The following is a 24698-nucleotide window of genomic DNA, read 5'->3' as shown; positions in this document are numbered from 1 at the left end:
TATGTACGATTTGGTTGATTATACCGTTATTGATATTTCTAAAAAAGAACAAGATTATCGAGAAGTTAAACAGTTGCTATCTCAAGCTAATCTTGACCTTGACTCACAAGTTACTGTTTTTATGGTAGCAAAAGTTAACGCAAAAATTATTGCTTGTGCAGGAATCGATCACAATATTATCAAATGTGTTGCCATTGATCCCAATTATCGAGGTAATCAGCTAAATCTAACTTTAATGGATCACACCATAAAATATGCTAACGAAAGTGGCTATTTTCACCTTTTTTTATATACAAAGCCTGAAAATATAGATTTTTTTAAAGGATGTGGCTTTTATCCTATTGTTGAAATAACCGATCTTGTTGTCCTAATGGAAAACAATCCAGTTGGAATAAGGCTATATTGTAAACAACTAAGCACACAGCAAAAAGAGGGGAATAAAATAGGTAGCATTGTTATGAATGCTAATCCTTTCACTAAAGGTCATCAATATCTTATCCAATATGCTGCAAGTCAATGTGATTGGTTACATGTTTTTGTCGTGAATGAAAATGCATCGCAATTTTCATTTGATACACGTTTAAAGTTAGTTGAAGATGGTACTAAACAGATAAAAAATGTTACTGTGCATGCAAGTTCACCTTATATTATTTCAAGAGCAACATTCCCAACTTATTTTCTAAAAGATAAGGCAAAAATTGATCGAGCCTATATGGGTATCGATTTGCTTATATTCCGAAATTATATCGCGCCAACCCTTAATATTACCTATCGATTTGTTGGTACTGAACCTTGTGATGAAGTCACTAAGGCTTATAATGAAGCGATGTCTTATTGGCTTGAAAATAAAACTGTCAGTGATCATTCAGCTATTACTGTTGTTGAAGTTCCACGAATAACTGAAGGTGATACTATTGTATCGGCCTCATTAGTACGAAAATTATTGGCATCTGGGCAATATGAAGAGGTAAAAAAGCTGGTTCCATCTACTACATGGGATTACCTTTCAGCTAATTTGGATAAATTTAAAATTTAATACGTTTTAAAAGGTAAAAAAATGAAAATACAAAAAGAAGCCATGGCAGGGACTCTTGAATCTAGCGATTTGTTAGTCAAAGTCATGCCAAACACCGGAATTGAAGTTGTCATTAATAGTGATGTTAATAAACAATTTGGCGATCAAATCCGTGCAGTTGTTGAGCAAACTTTAAATGAGCTTAATGTAACCGACGGTTTAATTATTATTGATGATAAAGGTGCACTTGATTGTGCTATTAAAGCCAGAGTTCAATGTGCAGTATTACGTGGCGCAGAAGAAGAAAACTTAGATTGGAGTAAATTACTATGAAAAAATTACGTCGAAGTATGCTATTTCTTCCAGGTGCAAACGCCGCAATGTTATCAACTTCGTTTGTTTATAAACCTGATTCGATCATGTTTGATCTTGAAGATGCTGTTTCAATTAAAGAAAAGGATTCAGCACGTTTATTAGTGGCACAAACATTGCTTCTTCCTGTTTATAAAGAGCACGGAATTGAAACGGTGGTTCGAATCAATGCACTTGACACTCCATTTGGTTTAAAAGACCTTGATGCAGTAGTAAGGGCTGGTGTTGACGTAGTACGTTTACCGATGACTAACTGCGCTGAAGATATTCATGAGTTAGAAGCACACGTTGAAAGAATTGAAAAAGAGTGTGGGCGTGAAGTGGGCAGCACTAAATTAATGGCCGCGATTGAATCCGCTCAAGGGGTTGTTAATGCCGTTTCTATTGCTAAATCTTCCCCACGTTTAATTGGTATTGCACTAGCTGCATTTGACTATCTTGTTGATATGCAAACTGAGCGTGGCGATGGTACTGAGTTATTTTATGCTCGCTGCGCAGTATTACATGCAGCACGTGTAGCTGGCATTGATGCCTTTGATGTGGTGTATTCAAATGTTAATGATGATGAAGGTTTCTTAAAAGAAGTTAGCCTAATCAAAAAACTCGGATATAACGGTAAATCACTGATCAATCCAAGACAAATTGAACTATTACATAATGCTTATGCTCCAACCGCAGCTGAAGTTGAGCATGCTCAAAAAGTGGTTGAAGCAGCAGAAGAAGGTGAAAGAAAAGGCCTTGGCGTTATTTCCTTAAACGGCAAAATGATTGATGCACCGATTATTGCTCGTGCTAGAAAAGTTATCGAGTTGGCTAAATATTCCGGTGTACGTAAAGAAATTTGATAGGATTGAAAAATGACTACTTCTATAAACAAAAAAATTGATGATTTGCTTAAACAGCACCCTGATCTCAAGAATATTACGCCTTTTGTTGATGCTAACGCAACAACACCTTATTTAAAAGATGAGTCTAAATACACGCGTAAATTGTGTGATTCTATTGAACAGGCAATAAAAAAATGTGAATTACGTGATGGTATGACTATCTCTTTTCACCACGCATTCCGTGAAGGTGATAAGGTTATCAATAAAGTTGTTGAAACGATCAGTAAGTTAGGCATTAAAAACTTAACGTTAGCTTCAAGTTCATTATTAAGTTGTAACTCGGCTTTAATACCTCATATCGAATCAGGTGTCATTACTAAAATTTATACCTCTGGTCTACGAGGTAAGTTAGCCGATGCGATTTCTCACGGCTTAATGGAAAACCCTGTTCATATCCATTCTCATGGTGGTCGAGTAAAACTTATCCAAAGTGGTGAAATTAACATTGATATCGCATTTTTAGCCGTATCAACAGCTGATGAACAAGGTAACGCCAATGGGGTATCGGGTAAATCACAATGTGGTGCACTTGGTTATGCTATGGTCGATGCACAATTTGCTAAAAAAGTGGTACTACTAACTGAAGATATCGTTGGATATCCTAACCATCCGGCAAGTATTCGCCAAGATCAAGTTGACTATATTGTTAAAGTTGATGAGGTGGGTGATCCAACTAAAATTAGTGTAGGTGCAGCGCGTATCACTAGCAATCCACGCGAACTGATGATCGCGCGTTATGCAGCTGACGTTATTGAACATTCAGGCTATTTCAAAGATGGTTTTTCAATTCAAACTGGTTCGGGTGCATCGTCAACTGCGGCAACGCGTTTCCTTGAAAATCGTATGCGTGCGAAAAATATTACTGCATCATTTGCATTAGGTGGTATTACCGCAAGTATTGTTGATCTTCATGAAAAAGGTTTAGTTAAACGTTTATTAGACACTCAAAGCTTTGATGGCACAGCTGGACAATCTTTGGGTAAAAATAAAGATCATATTGAAGTATCAACCAACGTTTATGCGAACCCGGCATCAAAAGGTGCGAGCGTTGATGAACTTGATATTGTTATTTTAAGTGCTTTAGAAATTGACCTTGATTACAATGTTAATGTATTAACGGGTTCTGACGGCGTTATGCGTGGTGCATCTGGCGGTCACTGTGATACTGCTGCTGGTGCCAACTTAACAATCGTTGTTGCGCCACTTATTCGTAGCCGTATTCCAACGGTAATTAAAAAGGTAACAACATTAGTCACTCCTGGTGAAAGCGTTGATGTGCTAGTAACTGACCATGGTATTGCGGTTAATCCTAATCGTCCAGAAATTGCTGAACGTTTAAAAGCAGCTAATTTACCAATTATGAGCATTGAAGAGCTTTATCAACGTGCTGTATCTTTAACTGGTGAGCCAAAACCAATCGAGTTTAAAGATAAAATTGTTGGTATTGTCCATTTCCGCGACGGTTCAGTTATTGATGTCGTGCGTGAAGTTAAAGATTAATTTTAGTTTTAATTAATAAAGTAATAGCCTGACATGTAAAAGTGTTATGCTATTACTGTTTTTATCCAATGGAAAAATGCTAATTAAATTTGATGATGGCACTCCAATTAACCTTGAGCAAATGCTATTAGCCAAGGAAAAGCGAGTGGAAAACCAAAAACAGGCAATGATATGTTATAAACATCCCATCATATCCTTAAGCCTAGTTATTCCAGGTGCTATAAAAAATAGTAGCGGTGCTCGTTATCTTTTTGACGAGGCAATCAAAACATTACATCACTGTTTTTTACAAAATGACATCGCAATAATCAATGAAGATCATTATCACTATATCACCGGTTCAGAAGCTATTATAGCAATAAAATGTTCAGCTAATGTCCTTAAAAAATACTGTATTGATATTGAAAATAATCACCCTTTAGGGCGTTTGTGGGATATTGATGTTATTGACATTGTTACACAAAAAAGCCTGTCACGATCACAATTCGACAACCAACCAAGACAATGCTTAGTCTGTCATAAAACGGCAAAACTTTGCGGTAGAGCAAAACGTCATTCAATTGATGAAATTTTTACAGCGATTGAAAACAAGATAGAAAAATTTCAGAAAAATAAAAGTGATAATAATCATTGCTAATAACGGATTGATGGAATAGCATGTCTATATATATGATATAGCATCAATCCTAATTATAATCTGAAAAATCAGTTATACTTTTTCAAGTGCTTGCTGTAAATCAGCCTGTAAATCAGTAATATCTTCCAATCCCACCGAAATACGCAATAATTGATCTGAAATCCCAGCCGTTTTTCGTGCTTCGGCACTAATACCTGAATGAGTCATTGTTGCTGGATGACATACAAGACTTTCCACTCCACCAAGTGATTGAGCCAATGTAAAAATATTAAGCGCTTTTAAAAATTTCGGCATGACATCGGCCTCGCCAACTAATTCAAAACTGAGTAACGAACCAAAGCCTTTCTGCTGTTTTTTAGCAATATCATGTCCAAGATTAGTTGGTAAAGAGGGATGAAATACTTTAGCTATTTTTGGATGATTAGCAAGAAACCCTACCACTTTTTGCGCATTGTCTTGTTGCAAATTTACACGCGCAGCAAGGGTTCGTAATCCACGTAATAAAAGATAACTATCAAATGATGAAGTCAGCGTACCAATATTATTGGCCCACCATAAAACATCTGTAGCAAGTTGTTGGTCCTTAAAAACTAAAATCCCAGCTAATAAATCCGAATGTCCGTTTAAAAATTTAGTACAAGAGTGGGTAACAATATCAGCGCCAAGCTCCAATGGTTTTTGTAAAATAGGCGTCATAAACGTATTATCGACTAAAACCAAAGCACCTACATCATGCGCTTGTTGCGCAATTTTTTTTATATCAACAACACGCAGTAATGGATTACTTGGTGTCTCAATCAAGACTAACTTGGGATGTAAGCTTAATGCTTCTTGCAATGCGACCAAGTCAGACTGATCAACAAATTTTACTTTAAAATAACCTTTCTGACTTAAACTATTAAAAAGCCGATAGCTACCGCCATAACAATCATGAGGAGCAACAACTAAGTCATTTGGTGCTAATAAGGCAACACTAATAAGGTGAATTGCTGACATGCCACAGTTAGTTAAAATAGCATCGGCACCACCTTCTAATTTTGCAACTGTTTCTTCCACCAATCGCCGACTTGGATTTGCTTTTCGCGCATAATCAAATTCTCTGGGTTTAGCAAATTCTTCATAACGATAACAAGTAGATGGTGTGATAACAGGTACGACACTGCCATATTGATCATCAGTATTGAGCCCACCGCGAACAGCAATAGTTCCTTGGCTTAGATTGTTTGATTGACTAGCCATAATAACACTCCTCTAAATAATACTTTGCTTATTTCAAGATTAGATTGTATAAGAATAGCACACTAAATATAGACGTCAACATGTCTAGATGTCTAACTATCTTGATGTGTAGATTGCAGAAAGATAAAAAAAACGTTAGAATTGCCCACATTATTTGTGATGTAATTTGGTGAAAATATGATGGAATGGAATGGCGAATATATAAGCCCTTATGCTGAACATGGTAAAAAAAGTGAGCAAGTAAAAAAAATTACAGTATCAATTCCGTTAAAAGTATTAAAAATATTAACTGATGAGCGTACTCGCAGACAAGTTAATAATTTACGTCACGCAACAAATAGTGAATTATTATGTGAAGCTTTTCTTCATGCTTATACTGGTCAACCTTTACCTTGTGATGATGATTTACAAAGAGACCGTGAAGACGGTATTCCCAAACAAGCTCAAAAAATGATGCAAGATTTAGGCATCACCCCAGAATTCGATTGATTATTAACTAAAAATATTAATTTTCAAAAAGCAAAAAGGCGCATTATGCGCCTTTTCAGATACGGTTTTTTGGAAAATTATTTTTTACCGCCAACCATAGCAAAACGTTGTTTGAACTTATCTACACGTCCACCAGTTGCAACATCACGTTGTTTACCAGTATAGAACGGATGACATTCACCACATACATCAAGATGAATATCATGACCAATAGTAGAATGCGTTTTAATAACGTTACCACAAGAGCAAGTTGCTGTAATTGCGGTGTATTCTGGGTGGATACCTTCTTTCATAATAAGCCTCTAAAATTTGTTCGTATCGCTATATAAATGGCTATAATAGCAAAATCTATACACCATACGAATGTTAAAAAACAAGATAAGCTGCAAATTATACGACCAATGTTTGGGTTAATCAAGTAATAAAAGACACTAGTTAAACGGATAACTGGCCTATTGTCACTTGTAGTTCAATTCTTTCCCCATTTCGCAAAACAATAATGGGGACAGTCGTACCCGGTTTCAACTCAGCTATTTGATCCATGGTTTCAACAATTGATTTAACTGGTTTATTATCCACCATAATTAAGATATCGTTCGCTTGTATACCGGCTTGCAATGAAGGTCCTTCAGCATTAGTAACTAAAATACCTAACACCACTGGCATATCACTTGGCTCTTGAGTTGGTGCAAATTCTAATCCATCAATACCTATATACCCTCGAATAATTTTTCCATCTTGAATCAATTTATTCATAATTTTAACAGCTAAAGAAGCCGGAATCGCAAACCCAATCCCTTCCGGAACATCATTACCCAAATTTTTTGCAAAAGTAAGAGTATTAATTCCCATTAATTCACCTTTGGTATTAACTAGTGCGCCACCAGAATTACCGTGGTTTATCGAGGCATCTGTTTGGATAAAATTTTGTCTTCTATAAGGGCTTAGCCCATCACGTCCTGTTGCACTAATAATACCTTGAGTAATGGTTTGCCCAATATTGTAAGGATTGCCTATGGCTAAGACAACATCACCAATCTTGGGCTCACGCTGAGGATTAATAAGTATAGCTGGAATATTAGAAGCTTCTATTTTTAATACAGCGATATCAACAAGTTTATCTGAACCTACAGATAAAGCCTCAAAAATTCGTCCATCTTGTAGCGCAACAATAATTTGTTCTGCATCTTCAACAACGTGATAATTAGTAACAATATACCCCTGCTCACTCATAATCACTCCTGAACCAAGCGGAGTAATCGGGCTATCTTGTGATCCTTGGGAAACAGAATTAATTGAGCGGCTATAAATATTAACCACGGCAGGAGCAGCGACTTTAACAGCACTAGAATAACTTAATGGATCATCACTAAAAATTGATCTTGGAAAATTTGATTGATTTCCCTTTTGTAAAGAGGGAAAAATAATCAATAAGACAATAGCTAAAACCGTTCCAATTAATATTGGCCATAGAATTTTTTTGAGCATTAGTTTCAGGATTGCAATAAAGAAGGATAGTAAGAATTCTAACACATTTGTATGAAGGTTAAAATTAGAGTTTTCGTCGATGGCAAAGCATCGACGATATAAAGATCAAATAATTATCGTAAAATTAGATATAAACGAGTATGACCCCGAACTATATTCAATGCAATTACAGACGGACTGCTATCAATAATTTTTCGAAGATCTGCAATATTAGTTACTCGTTCTTTATTAACGCCAGTAATCAGATCTCCTTCTTGTAAGCTGAGTCGTGACGCTGGTGAATGTTTAGCAATATTTTCTATTAAAACACCTTTTTGTCCTTTTATTTCACCATTGCTAAGTGTTGCACCATCAAGAGCAGTATGTAGTGATTTTGCTTCGGTTGTTGCCTCATCACTATTTTTTAGTTTGACCTCAACTGACATTTCTTTACCATCTCGAATTAAGCCCAATAGTACAGTTCGCCCAGCTCCAGTTGTCGCAATTTTTGCTCTTAATTCAGCAAAACTATCAACTGGTTTACCATCCATCGAAATAATAATATCGCCAGATTTAATTCCTGCAGCCTGCGCGGCTGAATTTTCAATAACCTCACTAACAAAAGCACCTTTTTGAACATCAACATCAAATGCTTTTGCTATATCAGATGTTAATTCATTACCTTTGATACCCAGCACACCACGTTTTACCTCACCAAATTCAATAAGCTGTGAAGTTAAACTTTTCACCATATTACTAGGAATTGCAAAGCCAATCCCAACATTCCCACCGCTTGGTGCTATAATCGCAGTATTAATACCAACAAGCTCACCTTTTAAATTGACAAGTGCCCCGCCAGAGTTTCCTTGGTTAATTGAAGCATCTGTTTGAATGAAATTTTCGAAACCATTCATATTAAGCCCACTGCGAGCTAAAGCTGATATAATCCCTGAAGTAACGGTTTGACCAATGCCAAATGGGTTACCAATGGCAACAGCATAATCACCAACACGCAAATTATCAGAATCGGCCAATTTAATTGCTGTTAATTTTTTTGCATCATCGATCTTAAGCAATGCAATATCACTTTGTGGATCCTTACCAATTAGTTTTGCTTTAAATTCATGCCCATCATTTAGAGCAACTGTAATTTTATCGGCATTATCAATAACATGATTATTCGTCACAACATAGCCTTTTTCGGCATCAATAATCACACCAGATCCTAGACCCGTAAACGATCTTGATTGACTATCTGGGTAACCAAAAAATCGTCTAAATTCTTCTGGCATATTATTTTGCATTTGAGCAATACCTTCAACTTTGATACTTACAACTGAAGGTAACACTGTTTCTAACATAGGAGCCAAACTTGGTTGCTGTACATTATTATCAGTTGGGATAGAAGGAAAAGAAGCATACGCATTCGGCAGTGCAAATAAACTTACACCTAAACTTAAAGTCAAAATACTTAGCAACTTTTTTTGGTGTTTTAATGAATTAATCATCTTATAACTCTCGCTTTTACAAAAATTTAATCTCTATAAAAATGATTTGCCATTAAGTAACGGCAAATAAAACTATAATATTTAAGATTTATTTTCATCCGTTTTAAATAAACCAGAAGAATTATCAGAATAATCTCTAGGCTGCTTATCAAGTGTAACTTCTTTTTTTTCATTTGAATCAGAACTAGAATCAAAATCCAAAGATTGCACATTATCACTATCCATAAATTGGCTAGAATTTTCAGCCATATGTTGATAAAGACGACGAAAATCCTTAGCCATACTATCCAATATTTCTGCACTGTGCGAAAAATGCTTAGCAATCATTTGCTTTTGTACTCTTAATTCATCTTTTGTTTGATCTAGCTCTTGTTTAACTTTGGCATATTTACGCGCCTTAGGGCTAATAACGCTCACAAAAATAAAACCAATAATAAAACCAATTACTAACCCAATTATAAGATAAACATACATATCTTTATCCATAATTCACTCCTTATATCTTTAAAATATATAATTTTATAAAATTAAAGCCTAATTATCAGCACTTATTTTGCATGGTTAGCAAGTTTTATCAATTGTTTTTTTAACTTGTCTGGTGCATTTTCTGCTAATGCATATAAAAACATTGCACTTTTTGGTGTCATCACACTTGAGTCTAAAAATGATTTGGTAGTCTGAAAATGGCTCTGTGCCAACTTTACCGAAATATCTGGATTAATCTGATATTGAATAGAAGATAGAGACGGTAAAATATTTTTTCGTATCTCAGATATTAAATTGCTTTGTTCATATTTCAATCTCGTTAACCAACCAGCTGTACTTACCTCTAAAATCAATACTCCTTCACGATAATTAGCCACTCGGCACTGTTGATGCAATGGGGATGGCAATAAGTCATTAACGACTTTAGCCAATGTTCTTAATGCATTAGTTCTTTCTTGAATCTTAGAAAAACAAGAGGCTTGTGTCATTATTGACGTCAATACTTGTGGCTCATTAAAACGCATACTTTGACTTCCTCTACTTTCTCAATCAATAACAAAATAAGTTTTCTTCTAAAAACTAAAAAAAGTATTAGCTCAATAATTTACTCTATTTATCGTCAAAAGTCTTATTGAAAAACTTTATTTACAGTTTGATAAAAATTTCTTTACTATAATGATGTTCAAAACTTCAGTTAAAGAAAATAGATAAAAATATATAACTGATTATGAATTGAAATTTCATCAGAAATAATAAAAAAGATTAACTTCAACATATAACAGTTAATCTTTTTGAAAAACAGTATTATTAAGCAATGATACTTATAATGAGCACAGTAATTAAACCAACAATTGAATTGACTAGTTCTAATAAACCCCATGTTTTTAAAGTATCTTTGATCGATAAATCAAAGTAACCTTTAAATAACCAGAAAGAAGCATCATTGATATGAGTCAACGTATTAGAACCTGCAGCAGTTGCCAGCACAAGTAAGGCTGGATTCACGCCATTCACAAATCCAGTAGTGCGATCAATAACTGCGGCCCCAATAATTCCCGCAGCTGTCATCGCTGAGACAACGCCTTGTCCTGTAGCTAAACGAATTAATACAGTAATTAACCATGCCATGATATAAGGCGATATTCCCCTTGTTGACATTAATTGACCAATAACATCACCAATTCCAGTATCAATGATAATCTGTTTTAGTGCACCTCCTGCGCCAATAATTAATACTACCATGGCAATGCCTTTTACCGCATTATCAAAAGAATGCATAATCCATTCCATTGAATGATTAAGTTTTTTCCCAAATAATATAAATGCAGCAATCATCGCAATAAACATGGCAATTTGGGATGAACCAATAAAATTGAGAACAGAGTAAACGGTTGTTTCTTTATCTAATCCGATATTTGCAATCGTCGTTACAATCATAATATAAGCAGGAATCAAAGGAACGGTGATTGATGTAAAAAATGAAGGAAGATTATTTTCATCAACAGGTGTTTCAGATTGCAAAAATTGAGGTGTGGGTCTATCTAAATTACTGAGAAATTTTGGAAGAATTATCCCTGCACCGATTACTGAAGGAATTGCGATGATTAATCCATAAATATAAACCATTCCCATGTCAGCACCATAAGCATTAACAAGCGCAACAGGCCCCGGCTGTGGCGGCAACAACGAGTGAGCTGTTGTTGCCGCCGCAATTCCAGGTATCGCTAATTTCAAAAATGGAATCCTAGCCTCTTTGGCTAATGCAATGACTAATGGAGCCAATATTATAAATGCTGCTTCATAAAACATCGCAAGACCAAATATAAGCCCCATAATAATAATTGCTAATTTTACATATTTGATTCCTAGCCTTTTTAACAAGGTTTGAGCAATTTGATGAGCAGCGCCAGAATCAGCCATTAATTTACCAATCACTGCGCCAAATACGACAATAATAGCAAGTTCACCAAGCGTACCACCAAATCCTGATTTAATCGTTTTAAGGATACTCAATAAATCCATTTTAGCCATCAAACCAACAAATATCGCCGCTGCTAATAATGCAATCATTGAATTTATTCTAAAGCGAATGTTTAAAAGTAACATTAATCCTATTCCAAGGATAACCCAAAGAATATTTAAAAATTCCATGAATCATAGCTCCTATTTTATTTATATTTTTTGTTATTGGGTAAGCATTAATTTGGTAAAAAATAATTATTAACAGTTTGCTTATCATCAATGTCGTGCATGATTGATAATATTTAGTTATCGGTTCTTTAACCTGTGAATTTGTAGCAGACTTATATCACCATTCATTTTTAAAGTTTTATGACAATATTCATTTATTGGCTCAACATATTTCCATTGATAAAATAAATTTTCACTATTATTTTGATAAAATTGTGATCATAATCACCAAAAATGGTTTATTTTTATTTCATAGGAAATATTCCTATTGTGATACTCAAATAGGCATGCCAATTTGATTGTGTAATTATCGAGGCTGGGACATTAAATATTCTACTAAACGAGATAACTAGCGTATAATTTATCTTATTAATTAATAGTGTTTATTAAATAAAGGACAATCAAATGCAATCATCTAGTCGTCTTTATCAAGAAATTGGTAACGAACTAAAGTTTTTGTTAAAAAATGGTACTTATAAAATTGGCGATCGATTACCACCTGAAAGAGATATTGCAGAAACATTTAGCGTAAGTCGTACAATAGTACGTGAAGCATTAATAATGCTAGAACTTGAAAATTTAGTTACAGTAAAAAAAGGATCGGGTGTTTATGTAATTGGTTTACCAAATGCATCGTTATCTGAGCAGGATAAGCAAATAGAAGAAAATGATTTTGGACCTTTTGAACTCTTACAAGCAAGGCAATTAATTGAGAGTAATATTGCAGCATTTGCCGCCTCTCAGATAGTGAAAGCAGATATAATAAAACTCAGGTCTATCTTAGAACAAGAACGGCAGATATTAGAAAAGGGTGTACTTGATGACTATAGTGCAGATGAAATGTTTCATATTACGATAGCAAAGGCTACCAAAAATGCCGTATTAGAAGATTTACTAAAAGACTTGTGGCAAAAACGCCATGCTAGCAAAATGTGGAATCAACTTCATAATCGTATTACCGATAATAGTTACCGAAAAAAATGGCTTGATGATCACGAAAAAATATTACAAGCTCTGCAAGTAAAAGATGCAAAAGGCGCACGACAAGCTATGTGGCAACATCTAGAAAATGTTAAACAAACATTAATGACTGTTTCAGATAGTGAAGATCCTAACTTTGATGGTTATTTATTTGATTCTATTCCGGTTACCATTGTTAACCCGTAGCAAATATCAACATTGTTTGTAAATTTCCTCTTTAAACAAGTTAATTAAATCTCACCATAGAAATTGTTAGTAAAAAATAAAGCAGCAAATTGATAAAAAAACTGACAAATGCAGTTCAAGCATTGTTTTTGTCAGTTTAAAAATACAGGGGGCAGATAGCTAATTTGTCTCTAATTGAAAGTTGGTGGGCTGAGTTTTATTTTCTCTAATAAAAATCCATAAAATAATTGCGCCTATTACATCAAAAAATGCTAACGCAATAAAAAATGGACCAAAACCGATAAGACCCACAAATGCTCCAATAAATAAATTAAAACTTAACTGACCTGACCATGCACATGCTCCAGCCATACCGACCACTGTTGCGACCTGATTTTTCTTAAATAAATCACCACCAAGTGTTGAAGCGACAGTTGAGAGTAACTGATGAGAAAACCCGCCAAGACTAATTAAAAATACAGCAAGATAAGGATCCTCAACAATACTTACAAATCCAATAGTCATCATAAGAATAGCACCAATGGTAAATGTGATAAGTCTTGAATTGATTAAAGAAAAACCTCTATCATTAAAAAATTTAGCAACAAAACCACTAGCTAAACACCCCAAATCAGCCATTAAAAAAGGTAGCCAAACAAACATCGCAATTTCTTTTAAACTAAAATGCAGGGTTTCTACAAAAAAGATAGGCACCCAAAAGTTGATGGTTCCCCATGCTGGATCTGCAAGAAAACGTGCAATACCAATACCCCAAAAGTTACGTTGAGTAATAATTGACATAAAAGAAACTTTTTCTTTGTTATTTATTTCTAAATGATCCTCTTTCCCTGCTTCTATATATTCTCTTTCCTCAGCAGTTAGTTTTTTGGCATCATTAGGGTCACGATAAAAAATAAACCAAATTATAGCGGCAATTAGAGCCAGAGAGCCAGAAACAACAAACGCAAATTGCCAACCTTGGAATAAAATACACCAAGCAATTAAAGGAGGAGCCAACATAGCACCAAAAGAAGTTCCCATATTAAATATACCAGCAGCAATCCCCCTCTCTTTTGCAGGGAACCAGATTGAAGCTGTTTTGATGCCAACTGGTATCGCTGAAGCTTCACTAAAACCCATGATTCCACGCATAAAAGCTAATCCTTGCCATGTGCCAGTTAAAGCATGTCCCATAGTAGCTAGTCCCCAAATAATAGCGCAAATAGCAAACCCAAGTCTTAACCCGATGGTATCAATAAAGAAACCTATAATTGGTTGACCAATGGTATAAGCTAATTGAAATGTGCTTACTACCCACGAATATTGTTCTTTCGATATACCTGTCGCATCCAAAATTGTCGGCGCAGCTATGCCTAATGCAGTTCTATCAAGGTAATTGACAATTGTGATAACACAAACAAGCAATATCATATACCATCGAAAATGTTTTATTGTTTTCATCATTTTTCCTTTTATAATCATATTGAAAGTTAACTAGTTTTGTTATTACTTAGGAAAATAACGATTGGCATTGTTAAAACAAATATCACTAATCATTGTCCCTACCAGATTAAAATCAGCTGGAATTTCACCATTTTCCATCCAATGACCAACCATATTGCAGAGGATGCGCCTAAAATATTCATGCCTCGTAAACGATAAGAAACTACGCGAGTCTGTTAACATTCCGACAAATTGACTTAACAATCCCATTTGTGAAAGCTGCATTAGTTGGCGCTCCATACCATCTTTTTGGTCATTGAACCACCAACCTGAACCAAATTGGATTTTGCCAGCAATACCAGAGCCTTGAAAATTGCCTGCCATAGTTGCTAACACTTCATTATCACGAGGATTTAAACAATATAGAATCGTTTTAGGTAATTGGCCTGTCAGATCTAAAATACTCAGAAACGCAGATAGTGGTTCAGCAATAGGCCTATCACCAATTGAGTCAAAACCAGCATCAGGCCCCAAAATTTTGAACATCCGTTGATTATTATTGCGTAAAGCGCCCAAATGTAACTGCATAACCCAATTACGTTTGTGATATTGCTGTCCAAGCCAAATAAGAATTGCTGTACTAAATTGGGCGATTTCTAATTCAGAAATTTCATGATTATTTAAACGGTTAATGAGTATTTCGTTAAGCTTTCTTTCGGTTGGAATATCAGCATACCTTAATATTTCTATACCATGATCCGATGCTTCACAGCCATGAAGTTCAAAATAATCTAGCCTTTTAGTTAATGCAGAGAGTAATTTTTCAAAGGAATTAATTTCAATATCGGTAATATTACCTAATTGCAAGATATAATCAGCAAAATTTGGTAATTCAATTTTAAATACTTTGTCGGGTCGCCAACTTGGCGTTACTTTTGTTTTAAAAGTCGTATCTAAGCTGATTTTTTTATGATATTCCAATGAATCAATTGGGTCATCAGTTGTTCCCACCGTATTGACTTTCATTTGAGTTAAGATTCCACGAGTTGAAAATTCTGGGGTAGCCAACTGTTCATTAACCTGATGCCAAATCTTATCCGCTGTTTGTTCATTAAAAAGCGTGTTTTTGATTCCAAATGGGCGACGCAACTCTAAATGTGTCCAATGATAAATTGGATTACCAAGTGTTAATGGCACAACTTTAGCCCAAATGAGATATTTGTCATAATCAGACGCATCGCCAGTAATAAACTTTTCATCAACACCAGCTGTACGCAGTACTCGCCATTTATAATGATCACCTGCTAGCCAAATTTCGGCCAAATTACGAAAATTTTTATCTTCAGCTATATCTTTAGGTGGTAAATGGCAATGATAATCATATATTGGCTGTCCTTCTGCATAATCAAAATAGAGCCTTTGAGCCGCTTCACTTTGCAATAAAAAATTGTCATCTAAAAATGTTTTCATTCTTTTTCATCCTAATTTTAGATTATTAGTTCTTGGATCGTTTGTTTTGCCCCTTTTTGCATTAACGTAAGATAGTGTGTTGTGACTTGCTCTCTAAATTGAGAATTGTTCGGCAAATCAGCACCAAAAATAATCTCGAGTTTTAATAAACAATTGACTCGTTCTATTCCATCTGCGCTAGCTTCAACGAGTGTTTGTAACTGCTGAGACATTGGGTCTCGCACGTCTATTGGCTGGTGGTTATCATCAATACCACTGACATAACGCATCCACCCTGCAACACCGAGTGCAAGCAATGAAAAATCAGAGTTGTTTTTTATATGCCAGCGAATTGAATCAAGCAATCTTTGTGGAAGTTTTTGAGTTCCATCCATCGCAATTTGCCATGTTTGATGTTTTAATGATGGATTACTAAATCGTTCAATAAGCTTGTTTGCATATTCTAGTAAGTTAACATGTGATGGAACATGAAGAGTGGGAGCTTGTTGTGCTATCATTAATTGATAAGTGGCTTTTTTATAGCTTGCATCATTCATACAGTCATTGATATGCTGATAACCGGCTAGATAGCCTAAATATGCTAAAAACGAATGGCTTCCGTTTAACATACGCAGCTTCATTTCTTCGTAAGGTACAACATCTTTAACAAATTCTGCACCGACTTCGTTCCAATTTGGTCGATTTGTTACAAAATCATCTTCAATGATCCACTGGATAAATGGCTCACAAGCAATACCACAGGGATCAACCATCCCTCCTAATACCCTCTCAATTTCTATTAAAGTTTCTGCTGTCGCAGCAGGTACAATCCGATCGACCATTGTGCACGGAAAAGTTGTGTTACATTCAATCCATTGAGCTAGTTGAGGATCGCGCGCTTTGGCTAAATCTAAAATTGCTTTTTTTAAAACTACACCATTTTTGGGAATATTATCGCACGACAAAGCGGTAAAAGATTTCAGGCCTCGTTGCATCCTTCGATAAAGTGCTTCCACAATAACACCTGGTGCTGACACTGGTTGCACTGGATTAACAAGATCGGATTGAATTAAAGTATTATTAAGATCCAATCCGACTCCGCCCGGTAACATACAATAACCTTTTTCAGTGATAGTGAGTGAAACTATTTCAATTACAGGACTGGCCATCTTTTCTAAAATAGCTTCCATACCATCAATCGGTACTAATAGTGATTCTTTAACACTCCCAATAACAAAAGCTTCTTCCGATTGCGCACCTTTTTCTAAAACAGTATAGAGATGATCTTGCTTACGAAGATCTTCAATTAACCGTTCACCACCAACAATATTTACCTCACAAATAGCCCAATCACTTTTCCCTGTATTTAATAATCGGTCTATAAACAAAGCTTGATGAGCGCGATGAAAAGCACCAAATCCTAAATGGACAATTCTAGAAACTATCTCTTTCCTATCATATGTTGGGCGGTTTTTTATAAATTGAGGTAAAGCTGAAATTTTTAGCATACTTATATCACCATTCAAATTTAAAGTTTAATGATATATTTATCTATTGGTTAGATATATTTCCATTTAAAAAATAAATTTTCACTATTATTTTGATTTAATTGTGATCAATATCACTAAAATTGGTTTATTTCTATTTAATATTGACAATGCTAATATTCTGACATTAATATTGGTATTCCAATTTAAATGTATAATTTAAACCACAAAACACTAACATTAAATATTCTGTGAAATGCTATGATTCATAGTATTTATTAAATAAAAGGCGAGTTTAATGGTCTTTATCAAATAATTGGAAATTAAATCGAGTTATTCAAAATGACTTGATAATCAAGAAAAATTTTACAAGCATTAATGATAATTTCTAATAGTAAAAATCCAAATTTTGATGGTTACCTATTTGACTTAATCCCAGTTAACATTATTAATCAATAGGCAATAAATAATCAGCATTGTTTATAGGTCTTTTTTATTTTAGAAAAACAAATACATGAAATCGTTAGGGAGATGTTTATGGAACAAACGATGCGTTGGTTTGGGCCCAATGATCCAGTATCATTAGATGATATAAAGCAAGCAGGAGCAACTGGAATTGTTACAGCTTTACACCATATTCCCAATGGAGAAGTTTGGAGCCTTGAAGAAATTCAAAAACGAAAAAATATTATTGAAGAAAAAGGATTAACATGGTCTGTAGTAGAAAGTATTCCTGTTCATGAAGAAATCAAAACCCACACTGGAAACGTTCTGCAACATATCGCCAATTACCAACAATCAATTCGTAATTTAGCGGCTTGTGGCATTGATACTGTTTGTTACAATTTTATGCCAGTTTTAGATTGGACTCGTACTGATCTTGCCTACGAGTTACCTGATGGCTCAAAAGCATTGCGTTTTGACCAAACCGCTTTTGCAGCATTTGATATCTATATATTACAAAGGCCTAATGCAGAAAAAGATTACTCAATAGGAGATATAGCTTTAGCGAAAGCTTACTTTGAAAAAATGACGCAAGCAGAGAAAAACAAACTTATTGCAAATATTATTGCTGGTTTACCGGGTGCTGAAGAAGGTTATTCTCTTGATCAATTTAGGACACATCTTGCAACCTATGATGGTATTGATAAAGCAAAATTACGTGAAAATTATGCCTATTTTTTAAAAGCTATTGTACCTGTTGCTGAAAAAGTTGGTGTGTTATTAACGGTACATCCCGATGATCCTCCTAGACCAATTTTAGGTCTACCACGTATAGTTTCAACTGTCGAAGATATGCAATGGATTAAAGATACCGTTGACAGTATTCATAATGGTTTTTGTTTTTGTACAGGCTCTTATGGTGTTCGTCATGACAATGATTTGACTACAATGGCAGAAAAATTTGCTGATCGTGTTCATTTTATCCACTTACGAGCAACCGTTCGAGAAGAAAATCCGCTATCTTTTCATGAAGGCGACCATTTAGCTGGTGATGTTGACATGTATGCTGTAATGAAAGCACTGATTACCGAAGAACAACGGCGTAAAAAGACCGGAATCAAACGCCCTATTCCTGTTCGCCCAGATCACGGACATCAAATGCTAGATGATTTGAAGAAAAAAACCAATCCGGGTTACTCAGCTATAGGTCGCTTGCGAGGTTTAGCTGAAATTCGAGGTATTGAATATGCAATCCTTCGCGCTTTTTTTAATTAGTTGAAATCAGTTCAATAAATTATAATTATTACAGCCACTAATCCTAACAATCTCCATGCCCTTTTAAGGGCATTTTTACATAAAAATATTATAAATTCACAGATGAATAATCCTTTGTTCGATTGCAATCAATTTACTTAATATTAGAAGAGTATTTCATAAGAATTGATTAACTATTTTGGTAAACATTGTGTCATAATACACAAGATGCTATTATTAATAGCATAACTATTTTGACATTCAATCCTTTTAAACGTTATATTAGTTTTGTTTTTCTACATCTATATCATTAAGCAGTCTTTTTTAAAGCAGTTTAAAATTAAAGAGGTGTAATATGGGTATTTTAAATAATATTTTTTCTAAAGTATTTCCTAGTGCTAAAGCAACAGTAGATAATACTGTTGAAGCAGTGAAAGATAAAGTTGAAAATATTACTGCATCTGTCAAAGATACGGTATCAAATAGTTCAGAGAAAGTTCAAGAAAAGGTAGAACAAAACACATCCGCATCGAATGTTGACGTCACCTCTATCCTTGATAATTTAGCTAAAAAGCATCCTGAAACACTCAATTGGAAAACATCTATCGTCGATCTATTGAAATTATTAGGTATGGATAGCAGTTTAGATGCACGAAAAAATTTAGCAAAAGAACTGAACTATACCGGCAATACTGATGATACTGCAGCAATGAATACATGGTTAATCAAAGAAGTGTTGAAAAAAATTGCAGAAAAAGGCGGTAATGTAACTCATCTTTTTTCTTAAAAGAACGTGTTAAGGCAATTAAATCCATCTAATGTTTTAGGTGGATTTTTTTAATTAAAGCAGACATTTATTGATTTTTACGTTATTAAACAATGAAACTAAGCTTTAAAGGCATGTAATTTGTTCATCGCAACTTCTATCCCTTCAGACAATAATATATCAGTACAACGTACAGATTCATCAATGGCTTTATCGATTAATTCTTGTTCAGATTTAGATGGTTTGTTTAAGACATAACCCACCACTTTATTTTTATCTCCGGGGTGACCAATACCAATCCTTAATCGATAAAAATTTAAATTATTACCCAATTTGCTGGCAATATCTTTTAGCCCATTATGTCCACCATGACTACCACCAAACTTAAGTTTAGCTATACCTGGATTCAAGTCGAGCTCATCATGTGCAATTAATATTTCTTCTGGTTTTATTTGGTAAAATGACGCCATAGCTTGCACTGCTTTACCACTTAAATTCATAAAAGTAGTTGGAACTAATAAACGCACATCATGACCAAAAATGTTGATACGTGATGTGTAACCCCAAAATTTTTGTTCATTTTTTAATGATTGATTATAACGCTGAGCCAATTGTTCAACAAACCATGCACCTGCGTTGTGGCGCGTTGCTGCATATTCATTTCCGGGATTGGCAAGTCCTACTACCAGTTTTATCGTTGTCATAATATTTTTATTGTCACTGATTTTATTGTGAAAAATGCCCCAAAAGGAGCATTTAACTCAATGATAAAATAGATTATTGATGGAACATAGCTGAAATCGATTCTTCATTACTGATTCGACGAATTGCTTCAGCAAGCATACCAGATAACGTTAATTGGCGAACATTTTTCAATGCTTTTACTTCAGCCGTTAATGGAATTGTGTCACAAACAACAATTTCATCAATAGCACAGCTTTTAATGTTACTCACTGCTTTACCTGAAAAAATTGGATGCGTTGCATAAGCAAACACTCTTTTTGCACCTCGCGCTTTTAAAGCGTCGGCTGCTTTACAAAGTGTTCCTGCTGTATCAATCATATCATCAACTAAGATACAATCTCTATCAGCAACATCACCAATAATATTCATCACTTCAGCTTCATTTGCACGCTGACGGCGTTTATCAATAATTGCCATATCAGTATCATTAAGTAGTTTAGCTATTGCTCGAGCGCGCACCACACCACCAATATCTGGAGATACCACAATCGGACGTTCAAACTCACGTTGCAACATATCTTCTAAAATAACTGGGCTACCAAATACGTTATCGACAGGCACATCAAAAAAACCTTGAATTTGTTCTGCATGAAGATCAACGGTTAATACCCTATCAACACCCACTGTTGATAAAAAATCTGCAACAACTTTAGCGGTAATAGGTACACGAGCCGAACGAACTCGTCGATCTTGTCTAGCATAACCAAAATAAGGAATAACAGCAGTAATACGACCAGCAGATGCACGACGCATTGCATCAATCATAACCAGTAATTCCATTAAATTATCATTGGTTGGAGCACAAGTTGATTGTATAATAAAAACATCTTCACCACGGACATTTTCATTGATTTGGACATTAACTTCACCATCACTAAAACGGCTTACAACAATGTCACCAAGAGAAGTATAAAGACGATTAGCTATACGCTTTGCTAGTTCGGGTGTGGCATTACCAGCAAAAAGCTTCATATCAGGCACGAGAAATCCTCAAGCATGTATTCATGATTACTTAATTCGTAATCGGTTAAATCGGGGCTATAATTATATAATCATTTATCTATCATGCTCAACCACAATATAAAAATATATCAAAAATATTTGATATATTTTTAGAAATCATTAATTAAAAAAATTCGATCATAAGATGCTTTTGCAGTGAACTCAAAATCGAGTAAACTAGCAAACAAACCATCAATTAGCTTTAATAAATTCCACAACCAAAGTAGATAACGTGATGAACGAACAATTAAACTCAGATAATGAAAATATCAAATCTAAAAGAACCATTCGTAGTTTTGTTTTGCGACAAGGTCGTTTAACAAAAGGACAAGAACAAGCATTAATAAATTTATGGCCTGTATTTGGTATTGAATATGATGCAAATGCACCTATTTGTTTTGAAGCTAACAAACCGGCTATTCTAGAAATTGGATTTGGTATGGGGTCCTCATTAATTGAAATGGCCAAAAATACACCTGATAAAAATTTTTTAGGAATTGAAGTACACAAACCTGGGGTTGGTGCTTGTTTAATGGCGATTGAAGAAAACCAATTATCAAACTTAAACGTGATGTGCCATGATGCTGTTGAAGTATTAGAAAATATGATCCCAGATCATTCGCTGGACAAAGTGCAAATTTTTTTCCCTGATCCTTGGCATAAAGCAAGGCATAACAAACGTCGCATTATTCAACCCAAATTTGTACAGTTGATTCGGCAAAAATTAAAATTGGGCGGTATTTTGCACCTAGCAACGGATTGGCAACATTATGCAGAACATATGTTAGATGTTTTAACCCAAGCAGAAGGTTTTGAAAACTTATCACCAAGTGGTAACTACATTCCAAGACCCGCTGATAGACCAATTACCAAATTTGAAAAACGGGGTCAAAATTTAGGTCATGGTGTTTGGGATCTCCAATTTGTAAATAAATAATGATGCTAAGGAGCCACTATGCAAAATGAAACGATCGATCTACTTTGTCGGCATCGCTCTATTCGTACTTATAAAGCAACTAACTTAACTCAAGAGCAAATAGATTTAATTGTTAACGCAGCACAGTCGGCTTCTAGTTCTAATTTGATTCAATGTTCGACCATTATTCGTATTACAGACCCCAACAAGCGAGAAATACTGGCCCATTATGCGGGCGATCAAAAGTATGTTAGTCAAGCACCTGAATTTTGGGTGTTTTGCGCCGATTTTAATCGCCATTATCAAATTGAACCAAAACTTAATCTTGGCAAAGCGGAACAGCTATTATTGGGCTGTGTTGATACAGCAATTATGGCTCAAAATGCTGTGACTGCAGCTGAATCCTTAGGGCTTGGTGCTGTGTATATTGGCGGATTGCGCAATCATCTTGACAAAGTAACGAAATTACTCGATTTACCCAAATACGTTCTTCCACTTTTTGGGCTTTGTCTTGGCTACCCCGATCATCATCCAGAACTCAAACCAAGATTACCAAAAGAGCTAGTGTTTTTTGAAAACCACTATCAACCAATTGATCCTGCCATTTTGAAAAAATATGATGCTCAAATGGATAATTACTATGAAACCCGTAGTACTAATCAGAAATCCGGAGGTTGGAGTGATAAAATTGCTAATACAATCAATAACGAGCAACGCGATTTTATTCTAAATTATTTGCACAAACAAGGATGGATCACCAAATGAAAAATAACCATTACCAATTAGATAAAGTCATTATACTTAGCCGTCATGGGATTCGCACACCATTACAAAACACTTTGCAGTTTTTAGAAAAAATCACCCCCTTTAAATGGCCCAAATGGGATCATCCATATGGTTATTTAACTACGCGTGGTGGAATATTAGAAGTCTATTTTGGTCGCTATTTATCAACTTGGCTTGAAAAGCACAATATAAAATTATCAACACATAACACTGAATTGTTTGTGTATGCTAACAGCCTGCAAAGAACAGTTGCGACAGCACAATTCCTGACAACAGGTGCCTTTGCTGGATATGATATTCCTATACATCATAAATATCCCATTGAAAATATGGATCCTATCTTCGATCCTAGTTTACAAGACGATTCACCCGAATTTAAACATGCCGTATTGCGTGATATTGATGAAGCTGACAAAGCAGCCAATATCTTTAAAAATCTAGCACCAGCTTATGAAATCCTTTCCGATATTTTAGATTATAAGCGTTCAAAATTATATGCCGAATATCAATGTAATTTAGCCGATATTCCATCAGAGCTCTATTTTAAGAAACACGAAGAGCCGGTACTGCTTGGACCTTTGGCAATAGGGATTTCTGCCGTTGACGCTTTCTTATTACAATACTATTCAGCCTTTCCATCAGAACAAATCGCATGGGGAAGACTCACTAACCAAAAACAGTGGCAACAACTTATCTCGATTCGTAATCAATATATTAATTTAGTTTTCCATTCTAAAACACTTGCCAAACATTCTGCTGCACTTCTTATCAACATGATAAACGATCTTATGCAACAAGATAATAAAGTAAATTTACTTGTTGGGCACGATAGTACTATTGCAGCATTACTTGGCGCCTTAGACTTTAAAGACTATCAACTACCAAATCAATTTGAAACAACTCCAATTGGAGGAAAAGTCGCTTTACAGCGTTTTCGTCACATAATAACGGGTGAATACTTTTTTAAAACCGAATATATTTATCAGAGTTTTGAACAACTCCATAACGGACAAGCGCTTGATGCCAATAACCCGCCACAACATTATCAACTTCATTTGAAAAACGCTTCTGTTAATAGTGATGGTTATTATGTGTGGTCAGATTTTGAGAAACGAATAAAACCCATAAAAACTAAATAATGAGCAAGCAGATTATCCAATTCTTCCTATTTAAAGCTGGAGTTGAATAAACTAATACTGATAAAAAGTGAGGAGAATATTATTTAAAAAATCCTTTGAAAAAAGCTTCAGTGAGATATTTGGTTGAGTATAAATTTTCTGTTTTATGATGAATAACCTCAAAGATTAATGATTGATATTTATCGAAAATAAGGTTTAAGTTGATTAATTGAGGTTGATTTAAATAAGTAGTTTGCAGTTAAAATTGAAAACGATTACATTACGCTGTTATCTTATTTATTGTATATCCATCTGATAAAATTAGTGAAATGGCTAACACTTATACTCAAATT

Annotated in this window: 24 protein-coding genes; 12 read left to right on the top strand and 12 right to left on the bottom strand. The window is 34.8% G+C overall.

The features are described from left to right. Position 1 precedes the first annotated feature (1 nt). From citC to citX, 5 genes are all read left to right on the top strand, one after another. Complete coding sequence (gene citC / locus A9G22_RS03550) at positions 2–1036, top strand: [citrate (pro-3S)-lyase] ligase (RefSeq protein ID WP_065587593.1); 1035 nt, start codon at positions 2–4, stop codon at positions 1034–1036. A 21-nt stretch (positions 1037–1057) separates the two neighbouring features. Further along, complete coding sequence (gene citD, locus A9G22_RS03545; protein WP_065587592.1) at positions 1058–1348, top strand: citrate lyase acyl carrier protein; 291 nt, start codon at positions 1058–1060, stop codon at positions 1346–1348. Beyond that, positions 1345–2232: a citrate (pro-3S)-lyase subunit beta gene (gene citE / locus A9G22_RS03540; protein ID WP_075508362.1), complete on the top strand. Its 888-nt coding sequence runs from the start codon at positions 1345–1347 to the stop codon at positions 2230–2232. The genes citD and citE overlap by 4 nt, the downstream gene beginning before the upstream one ends. A 12-nt stretch (positions 2233–2244) precedes the next feature. Further along, entirely contained in the window at positions 2245–3774 is a 1530-nt protein-coding gene (gene citF / locus A9G22_RS03535; RefSeq protein WP_065587590.1) for a citrate lyase subunit alpha, read from the top strand. Positions 3775–3850: 76 nt separating this feature from the next. After that, positions 3851–4411, top strand: a complete 561-nt coding sequence (gene citX, locus A9G22_RS03530; protein WP_176700218.1) for a citrate lyase holo-[acyl-carrier protein] synthase — start codon at positions 3851–3853, stop codon at positions 4409–4411. Positions 4412–4483: 72 nt separating this feature from the next. Here citX and metB read toward each other — a convergent pair whose 3' ends face one another. Next, positions 4484–5650, bottom strand: a complete 1167-nt coding sequence (gene metB / locus A9G22_RS03525) for a cystathionine gamma-synthase (RefSeq protein WP_065587589.1) — start codon at positions 5648–5650, stop codon at positions 4484–4486. Between the two features lie 177 nt (positions 5651–5827). Between metB and metJ the strand changes: the two genes are divergently transcribed. Next, a complete protein-coding gene (metJ, locus tag A9G22_RS03520) occupies positions 5828–6139 on the top strand; it encodes a met regulon transcriptional regulator MetJ (RefSeq protein WP_065587588.1) in 312 nt (103 codons plus the stop codon). 77 nt (positions 6140–6216) lie between these two features. On the opposite strand, the gene rpmE is transcribed toward metJ, so the two are convergent. The 6 genes from rpmE to gntP form a co-directional block, all read right to left on the bottom strand. Next, positions 6217–6432: a 50S ribosomal protein L31 gene (gene rpmE / locus A9G22_RS03515; protein ID WP_065557564.1), complete on the bottom strand. Its 216-nt coding sequence runs from the start codon at positions 6430–6432 to the stop codon at positions 6217–6219. A 142-nt stretch (positions 6433–6574) separates the two neighbouring features. Beyond that, the gene (gene degS / locus A9G22_RS03510) at positions 6575–7627 is read right to left on the bottom strand and encodes an outer membrane-stress sensor serine endopeptidase DegS (RefSeq protein ID WP_065587587.1); all 1053 of its coding nucleotides are present in this window, start codon (positions 7625–7627) and stop codon (positions 6575–6577) included. Positions 7628–7740: 113 nt separating this feature from the next. Further along, entirely contained in the window at positions 7741–9114 is a 1374-nt protein-coding gene (locus A9G22_RS03505; protein WP_065587586.1) for a Do family serine endopeptidase, read from the bottom strand. Positions 9115–9195: 81 nt separating this feature from the next. Beyond that, positions 9196–9600, bottom strand: coding sequence for a YhcB family protein (locus A9G22_RS03500; RefSeq protein WP_065587585.1), 405 nt, complete (start codon positions 9598–9600; stop codon positions 9196–9198). Between the two features lie 62 nt (positions 9601–9662). Further along, entirely contained in the window at positions 9663–10124 is a 462-nt protein-coding gene (locus A9G22_RS03495) for a DUF721 domain-containing protein (protein ID WP_065587584.1), read from the bottom strand. Between the two features lie 283 nt (positions 10125–10407). Beyond that, on the bottom strand, positions 10408–11751 hold the full coding sequence (gene gntP, locus A9G22_RS03490; RefSeq protein ID WP_065587583.1) for a gluconate permease GntP: 1344 nt from the start codon (positions 11749–11751) through the stop codon (positions 10408–10410). 444 nt (positions 11752–12195) lie between these two features. On the opposite strand from gntP, the gene A9G22_RS03485 reads away from it, so the two are divergent. Next, positions 12196–12957, top strand: a complete 762-nt coding sequence (locus A9G22_RS03485) for an FCD domain-containing protein (RefSeq protein WP_065587582.1) — start codon at positions 12196–12198, stop codon at positions 12955–12957. Between the two features lie 159 nt (positions 12958–13116). Here A9G22_RS03485 and A9G22_RS03480 read toward each other — a convergent pair whose 3' ends face one another. The 3 genes from A9G22_RS03480 to A9G22_RS03470 are packed head-to-tail and all read right to left on the bottom strand — an operon-like array spanning position 13117 to position 17342. Beyond that, positions 13117–14397 (bottom strand): MFS transporter, encoded by a 1281-nt coding sequence (locus tag A9G22_RS03480; protein WP_075508361.1) that lies wholly within the window; start codon positions 14395–14397, stop codon positions 13117–13119. A 45-nt stretch (positions 14398–14442) separates the two neighbouring features. Beyond that, positions 14443–15849, bottom strand: a complete 1407-nt coding sequence (uxaC, locus tag A9G22_RS03475) for a glucuronate isomerase (RefSeq protein WP_065587580.1) — start codon at positions 15847–15849, stop codon at positions 14443–14445. A 17-nt stretch (positions 15850–15866) separates the two neighbouring features. Next, the gene (locus A9G22_RS03470) at positions 15867–17342 is read right to left on the bottom strand and encodes a mannitol dehydrogenase family protein (RefSeq protein ID WP_442899735.1); all 1476 of its coding nucleotides are present in this window, start codon (positions 17340–17342) and stop codon (positions 15867–15869) included. A gap of 510 nt (positions 17343–17852) precedes the next feature. On the opposite strand from A9G22_RS03470, the gene uxuA reads away from it, so the two are divergent. Together uxuA and A9G22_RS03460 are read left to right on the top strand one after the other, a co-directional pair. Beyond that, positions 17853–19034: a mannonate dehydratase gene (gene uxuA, locus A9G22_RS03465; protein ID WP_075508360.1), complete on the top strand. Its 1182-nt coding sequence runs from the start codon at positions 17853–17855 to the stop codon at positions 19032–19034. 334 nt (positions 19035–19368) lie between these two features. Beyond that, positions 19369–19800, top strand: coding sequence for a DUF3597 domain-containing protein (locus A9G22_RS03460; protein ID WP_065587577.1), 432 nt, complete (start codon positions 19369–19371; stop codon positions 19798–19800). Between the two features lie 98 nt (positions 19801–19898). On the opposite strand, the gene pth is transcribed toward A9G22_RS03460, so the two are convergent. Both pth and A9G22_RS03450 read right to left on the bottom strand, forming a co-directional pair. Beyond that, positions 19899–20483, bottom strand: coding sequence for an aminoacyl-tRNA hydrolase (gene pth, locus A9G22_RS03455; protein WP_065587576.1), 585 nt, complete (start codon positions 20481–20483; stop codon positions 19899–19901). 73 nt (positions 20484–20556) lie between these two features. Next, entirely contained in the window at positions 20557–21504 is a 948-nt protein-coding gene (locus tag A9G22_RS03450) for a ribose-phosphate pyrophosphokinase (RefSeq protein WP_065582387.1), read from the bottom strand. A 253-nt stretch (positions 21505–21757) separates the two neighbouring features. Between A9G22_RS03450 and trmB the strand changes: the two genes are divergently transcribed. The 3 genes from trmB to A9G22_RS03435 are packed head-to-tail and all read left to right on the top strand — an operon-like array spanning position 21758 to position 24366. Beyond that, positions 21758–22462, top strand: a complete 705-nt coding sequence (trmB, locus tag A9G22_RS03445) for a tRNA (guanosine(46)-N7)-methyltransferase TrmB (RefSeq protein ID WP_075508359.1) — start codon at positions 21758–21760, stop codon at positions 22460–22462. Positions 22463–22480: 18 nt separating this feature from the next. Continuing rightward, the gene (gene nfsA / locus A9G22_RS03440) at positions 22481–23206 is read left to right on the top strand and encodes an oxygen-insensitive NADPH nitroreductase (RefSeq protein ID WP_065587574.1); all 726 of its coding nucleotides are present in this window, start codon (positions 22481–22483) and stop codon (positions 23204–23206) included. Then, positions 23203–24366, top strand: coding sequence for a histidine-type phosphatase (locus A9G22_RS03435; protein WP_176700217.1), 1164 nt, complete (start codon positions 23203–23205; stop codon positions 24364–24366). Before nfsA ends, A9G22_RS03435 begins: the two co-directional genes overlap by 4 nt. Positions 24367–24698: the final 332 nt, after the last annotated feature.

This window comes from Gilliamella sp. App2-1 (assembly GCF_001690255.1).
In the GTDB taxonomy this organism is placed as follows: domain Bacteria; phylum Pseudomonadota; class Gammaproteobacteria; order Enterobacterales; family Orbaceae; genus Gilliamella; species Gilliamella apicola_G.
This window is presented reverse-complemented; position numbering and strand designations above follow the sequence as displayed.

Bases quoted from the DNA above. Each gene is read 5' to 3' on its own strand.
- citC (WP_065587593.1), top strand. From the start codon at position 2: ATGTACGATTTGGTTGATTATACCGTTATTGATATTTCTAAAAAAGAA.
- citD (WP_065587592.1), top strand. From the start codon at position 1,058: ATGAAAATACAAAAAGAAGCCATGGCAGGGACTCTTGAATCTAGCGAT.
- citE (WP_075508362.1), top strand. From the start codon at position 1,345: ATGAAAAAATTACGTCGAAGTATGCTATTTCTTCCAGGTGCAAACGCC.
- citF (WP_065587590.1), top strand. From the start codon at position 2,245: ATGACTACTTCTATAAACAAAAAAATTGATGATTTGCTTAAACAGCAC.
- citX (WP_176700218.1), top strand. From the start codon at position 3,851: ATGCTAATTAAATTTGATGATGGCACTCCAATTAACCTTGAGCAAATG.
- metB (WP_065587589.1), bottom strand. From the start codon at position 5,650: ATGGCTAGTCAATCAAACAATCTAAGCCAAGGAACTATTGCTGTTCGC.
- metJ (WP_065587588.1), top strand. From the start codon at position 5,828: ATGATGGAATGGAATGGCGAATATATAAGCCCTTATGCTGAACATGGT.
- rpmE (WP_065557564.1), bottom strand. From the start codon at position 6,432: ATGAAAGAAGGTATCCACCCAGAATACACCGCAATTACAGCAACTTGC.
- degS (WP_065587587.1), bottom strand. From the start codon at position 7,627: ATGCTCAAAAAAATTCTATGGCCAATATTAATTGGAACGGTTTTAGCT.
- A9G22_RS03505 (WP_065587586.1), bottom strand. From the start codon at position 9,114: ATGATTAATTCATTAAAACACCAAAAAAAGTTGCTAAGTATTTTGACT.
- A9G22_RS03500 (WP_065587585.1), bottom strand. From the start codon at position 9,600: ATGGATAAAGATATGTATGTTTATCTTATAATTGGGTTAGTAATTGGT.
- A9G22_RS03495 (WP_065587584.1), bottom strand. From the start codon at position 10,124: ATGCGTTTTAATGAGCCACAAGTATTGACGTCAATAATGACACAAGCC.
- gntP (WP_065587583.1), bottom strand. From the start codon at position 11,751: ATGGAATTTTTAAATATTCTTTGGGTTATCCTTGGAATAGGATTAATG.
- A9G22_RS03485 (WP_065587582.1), top strand. From the start codon at position 12,196: ATGCAATCATCTAGTCGTCTTTATCAAGAAATTGGTAACGAACTAAAG.
- A9G22_RS03480 (WP_075508361.1), bottom strand. From the start codon at position 14,397: ATGAAAACAATAAAACATTTTCGATGGTATATGATATTGCTTGTTTGT.
- uxaC (WP_065587580.1), bottom strand. From the start codon at position 15,849: ATGAAAACATTTTTAGATGACAATTTTTTATTGCAAAGTGAAGCGGCT.
- uxuA (WP_075508360.1), top strand. From the start codon at position 17,853: ATGGAACAAACGATGCGTTGGTTTGGGCCCAATGATCCAGTATCATTA.
- A9G22_RS03460 (WP_065587577.1), top strand. From the start codon at position 19,369: ATGGGTATTTTAAATAATATTTTTTCTAAAGTATTTCCTAGTGCTAAA.
- pth (WP_065587576.1), bottom strand. From the start codon at position 20,483: ATGACAACGATAAAACTGGTAGTAGGACTTGCCAATCCCGGAAATGAA.
- nfsA (WP_065587574.1), top strand. From the start codon at position 22,481: ATGCAAAATGAAACGATCGATCTACTTTGTCGGCATCGCTCTATTCGT.
- A9G22_RS03435 (WP_176700217.1), top strand. From the start codon at position 23,203: ATGAAAAATAACCATTACCAATTAGATAAAGTCATTATACTTAGCCGT.